The sequence below is a fragment of the Streptomyces microflavus genome (genome assembly GCF_014650075.1).
Taxonomy (GTDB): domain Bacteria; phylum Actinomycetota; class Actinomycetes; order Streptomycetales; family Streptomycetaceae; genus Streptomyces; species Streptomyces microflavus.
This window is the reverse complement of the sequence record NZ_BMUG01000013.1, coordinates 158,530-163,179: the sequence shown is the minus strand read 5'-3', so window position 1 is coordinate 163,179 and position 4,650 is coordinate 158,530. Positions and strand designations below refer to the sequence as shown.

Annotated in this window: 3 protein-coding genes; all 3 read right to left on the bottom strand. The window is 69.4% G+C overall.

Going from position 1 to position 4,650, the window contains the following annotated elements:
- Positions 1-114: 114 nt before the first annotated feature.
- Positions 115-483, bottom strand: a complete 369-nt coding sequence (locus IE264_RS32480) for a hypothetical protein (RefSeq protein WP_015612004.1) — start codon at positions 481-483, stop codon at positions 115-117.
- A gap of 2 nt (positions 484-485) precedes the next feature.
- On the bottom strand, positions 486-938 hold the full coding sequence (locus IE264_RS32475) for a YbaB/EbfC family nucleoid-associated protein (protein WP_015612003.1): 453 nt from the start codon (positions 936-938) through the stop codon (positions 486-488).
- A gap of 106 nt (positions 939-1,044) precedes the next feature.
- Positions 1,045-4,605, bottom strand: a complete 3,561-nt coding sequence (locus IE264_RS32470; RefSeq protein WP_032757169.1) for an AAWKG family protein — start codon at positions 4,603-4,605, stop codon at positions 1,045-1,047.
- Between the last annotated feature and the right edge of the window lie 45 nt (positions 4,606-4,650).

Here is a 4,650-nt window from a genome sequence, read left to right as displayed (position 1 = left end):
GGCGTTGACCTCGGGCGATACCTGGATGCTCACCGACGGCCGCCGCGGAGGCCGTGCGGGCAGGACTCGGCGGCCGCTCCCGAATCCGTACGGGAGCGGCCTGCGGTGCGGAGGTCAGCGCCGGCCATGCCCGCCCGGGCCGCCGAGTCCATCGGTCTCCAGGCGGCTGTTGCCGTGCTCGATCTCGTCGATGTTGCGGTCGCGGGTGTCCTTCATCATCCGGACGTTGCCGATCGTGGCGTCGGTGATGCCCACCAGCGCGTCCCGGATGGAGAGCATGGTGTCCTTGGTGGTCTGCCGCTCCTTCTGCTCCTGCGGCTTGGCCTTCTCCGAGAACTCGCTGTTGGTGCCGGGCCAGCTCACCGTGGGCGCCAGCTCGTCGAGGAACTCCTCGGTCATGGACCGGGTGAGCGTGCCGATCTCCTCCAACTGCCGCGCCAGGGCCTCGATGCGCTCCGGGTCGACGTAGTACCGCTGTCCCATCGTCAGTCCTCTCCCTCGTCGCCGAGCGCGTCCCGCCAGGCGGGGGCGGCCGGGCCGCGCGCGGTGTCCTCGTCGTCCTCGCGCAGGACCTCGGGGCCGAAGATGCGCTCCCAGTCCAGCTCGAAGCCCTTCAGCTCCGGCAGGTCGCTGCTGGGTTCGGTGAAGGGGGCCATCGCCTTCATGACATGGCGGTTCATCTTCAGCCGGGCCGCGCTCGCCGCCTCCAGCACGCTGGCGGCCAGCTCCTGCGGGGACATGTCGCGGTACTTGTTCTCCAGGAACTCGATCCCGGTCAGCTCACCCTGCGGGCCCGCGGTGGCGCGGACCGCACGGTCGGAGGAGAGCGCAGCGAAGGACGCCGACCGCAGCTCGCGCTCGGTGCGCGCCACCGCCTCCTGGGCCGCCTGCAGTTCGGCCATGGCCTTCTCCAGGCGCTTCTCCAGCGGTTCCGTCACGCCCGCTCCCCTCCTTCTGCCTCGGTCTTCACGTACGTACGGATGTCGGTACGGGCGTGGCGCCCGGCCCGCTCATCCTGCCTGGTGACAGGCGCCTGAGCGAACGTCACCTGCCGATGACGGCCGGGGTGCCGCCCTCCTCGGTGCCCCAGACGTCCGCGTCCTCCTCCAGGTAGTCGGCGGAGGTCACGGGCCTGCGCCCCTGCTCCTGCTCCTCCGCCGGGGAGTCGCCGCCGCCGGTGGTCGCCACCCGGGAGGCCGGGGTGAGGAAGGTGTCGCTGTCCTCCTGGCGGTTCCACGGGCTGCGCCTGCGGCGGTTGCGGCGCTCGCTCTCCTCGGCCGCGTCGACCAGGACGGCCCGCACGCGTTCGCCGTTGCCCTTCTCGCCGCCCGCGCCCATGCCGCCCATGCCGCCGCCCATCGGCATGCCGGGGGAGCCGGGCGTGCCCGGGGCTCCGGGGGCTCCCGGGCCGCCGCCGGAGCCGCCTCCGGGCACCGTCGCGTTGTTCGTGGTGCTGTCGGAGAGCGGGGAGACCTGGCCGAGGGTCTCCGAGGACGGGAGGTTCGCACCGGGCAGGCCGCCGCCGGAGCCGCCCGCGCCGACCTGGGCGCCCAGCCCCAGCTCCGAGAGGGAGACGTCCCGGGTGGTCCCGTCGCCTCCCCCACCGCCACCGCCGCTGCTCCCGTTGGCGAGGTCCTTGAGCCCGTCGAGATCGAGGTCCCGGTTCCCGTTCAGGCCGTCCAGGTCCCGGTTCCCGTTGAGGTCACCGAGGTTGCCGAGGTCACGGTTCTGGCCGAGGTCCCTCAAGTCGTCGAGGAAGTCCGGCCTGTTGTTGTCACTCCCCCGCGAGTTGAGCTCGTCGAGGGTGACCGTCTCGGTCCTGCCCTGGGGATCGGTGACGGTGGCGATGCCGGTGTCCGGGTCGATGGAGTGGCTGGAGCCGTCCGGGAAGGAGTTGACGAACCGGCCGTTGTCCAGCGAGGAGACGGAGCCGTCCGGGTTGGTCACGTCGGCCCCGTGGGTGAGGTCGGTGGTGACCTTGGAACCGTCCGGAGCGATGCTGGTGAGCTGCCCCGTGTCCGGGTCGAAGACGCTCTTGCCGCCGTCCGGGAACGTGGTGGCGAAGTCCCCGTTCTCCAGACCGGTGAGACTGCCGGTCGAGGACTTCAGGCCCGCGTCGCCGGAGTTGAGGTTCCCCAGGTCGCCCAGGTCGTTGATGGTCTCCCGGTCGCCGAGGTCGCCGGGAGACTCGGTCGGCAGGTCGGTGTTGATGTTGCCCAGGTCGCCGAGGTCGCCCAGGTCCCCGATCCCGTTCCGGCCGTTCAGACCCCCGAGGCTGCCGAGATTCTCCGTGGTGACGGTGCCGTCGGGGGCGGTGGAGGTGGCCTGGCCGGTCTTCGGGTCGACGACCTGCGTCGTACCGTCGGGGAAGGTCGTCGTCAGCTTGCCGTCGTCGCCGAGGGAGGTGACGGACCCGTCCGGGTTGGTCACCCTGAGGCCGTCGCCCAGGTCCTGCGTGGTGACGCTGCCGTCCGGGTGCGTGGTGGTGAGGAGCCCGCTGTCCGGGTCGAAGGAGGTGCTGCTGCCGTCCGGGAAGCCGGTGGTGAGCTGGTTCCCGTCGAGCTGCGTCTTGCCGCCGGTCGGGGTGTCGAGGGAGCCGCCCGCACCGCTGTTCAGGTCGCCGAGGTTGCCCAGGTTCTGGTTGATCGCGTCGTTGGCCGCGTCCGTGGGGCTCTTCGTCCCGCCCGGGCCGCCGTTGAGCTGGCCGAGGTTGCCCAGGTTCTGGCCGACCGGGAGCGGGCCGCCCGCGGGCCCCTGCTGGTTCTCGCCGCCGGGGTTGTTCACATCGCCCAGGTTGCCGAGGTTCTCCGAGATCGCGTTGTTCACGTCGTCGAGGCTCGGGCTGTTCCCGCCGCCGGAGCCGGGGCCGTTGAGGTCTCCGAGGTCACCGAGGCTCTCGGTCACCGGGATGTCCTGTTTGAGGTTCAGCAGGTCGTCCAGGTTGCCGAGGTTCTCCCCGCCACCCGGACCGTTGATGTTGCCGAGGCTCTCCTCCATCTGCTTGGCCTGCTCCTCGGCCTCGCGCTTGGCCTCCTCCTGCTCCCGCCGCTGCTCCTCGCGCAACTCGTCCTGGTACTTCTTGTCCTCGTCGCGCTGCTTGTTCTGCTCGTCGCGCAGCTCGTCCTGGAGCCTCTTGTCCTCCTCGCGCTGGAGGCGCTGCTCCTCGCGCAACTCGTCCTGGTACTTCTTGTCCTCCTCGCGCTGCTCCTCCTGCTCCTTGCGGAGCTCCTCCTGGAGCCTCTTGTCCTCCTCTCGCTGGAGGCGCTGCTCCTCACGGAGTTCGTCCTGGTAGCGGCGGTTCTCCTCGTTCTCCTCGTTGATCTTCTCCTTCTCCTCCTCCAGCTTCTTCTTCTCGTACTCCTCGCCGGCCGTGCTGGTCGACTTGGGCTCGGGTACGTTCTCGGAGAAGTCCTTGGAGAGCGTGAGGAACTGGTTGTTGAGCCTCGACTGCACCTCGCGGGCGGGCTCCACGAGCATGTCGTCCACGGCCCGGCTCCAGATGTCCACCGCCTTGTCGCCGACCTTCGCCCAGTTGGCGATGTCGGTGAGGTCTCCGTACTCCGGGTGCACCTGGGAGAAGCCGGCCTGCGGGCTGTGGCTGACGGTCGTGGAGTAGCGGGTGGTGTACGACTTGATGTCCGTCCTGGCCACGTTCTCCGTGTCCACCCACTGGGCGAGGTCGTCCAGGACGTAGCGCAGCACCCGGTGCGGGTCGTAGTAGTCGGACTGGGCCCAGGTCAGCCAGTTGTTCAGCAGGTCGCGGGCGGCCTGCTCCAGGTGGGAGCGGCCCAGCGAGAGCGCGCGGGAGTAGACGGTGCTGCCGGTGCCGGTGGCGTCACCGCTGCCCGCAGTCTCGTTGAAGGTCTCCACGTAGTTGTCGTAGTTCTCGCGGATCTTCTTGATGAGGCTGCGGAAGACCTCCGCGGCTTCGCCCTTCCAGCTCGCGTCGTCCCGGCTGAAGCGGTCCTCCCAGTCCTTCAGCACCGGCGCGTGGTACTTGAAGAACTGGGCCGCGTAGTCGAAGGAGTGGCCGGCCCTGGTGAAGGACTCCAGGTCGACGACGTCGGACTCCTTGGCGACCAGGCCGCTGAACCGGCCGTCGCCGCTGTTTCCCTTCAGCAGGGCCATGAGCGCTGCCCGGGGTCCGTTCATGTACCGGGCCAGCGGGATGGTGCTGAACTTGTCCTTGTTGTAGTCCGTGAACTCGTTGCCCTCGCGGACGGACACGTTGTTGACGTCGGTGGAGTCGGTGCCGGCGAAGATGATCTCGTCGCCGGACTTCACGCGGCCTTCGAAGACGATCCGGGCCTGCATGATGGAGCGCTTCTTGCCGCTGTCGAAGAACCAGATGTCGTAGTCCTGGCCCTTGTCCCGCAGGAAGCCGGAGTCCTTGACGAGGAGGCCGAGGCTGCGCTCCTTGATGTCCATCCGGAAGAGCTTGCCGCCGTGGTCGGAGCGGAGCGTGTCGAAGATCTCGCTGCGCTTGGGCACGGGATAGCCGGTGATGTGCGTGACAAGGTCGGCCCAGTTGTCCGTGGATGCCGCGTCCCTGGTCTCGTACTTGTCGACGTTCTCCACGGATGATTCGTCGTACCGGTCGGCCACCGCGTGCCCTTTCTCGTCTCTCGCCCCGCACCCCGGAGTGCGGGG

Coding starts and splice junctions, on each gene's coding strand:
- IE264_RS32480 (WP_015612004.1), bottom strand. CDS start 483: ATGGGACAGCGGTACTACGTCGACCCGGAGCGCATCGAGGCCCTGGCG.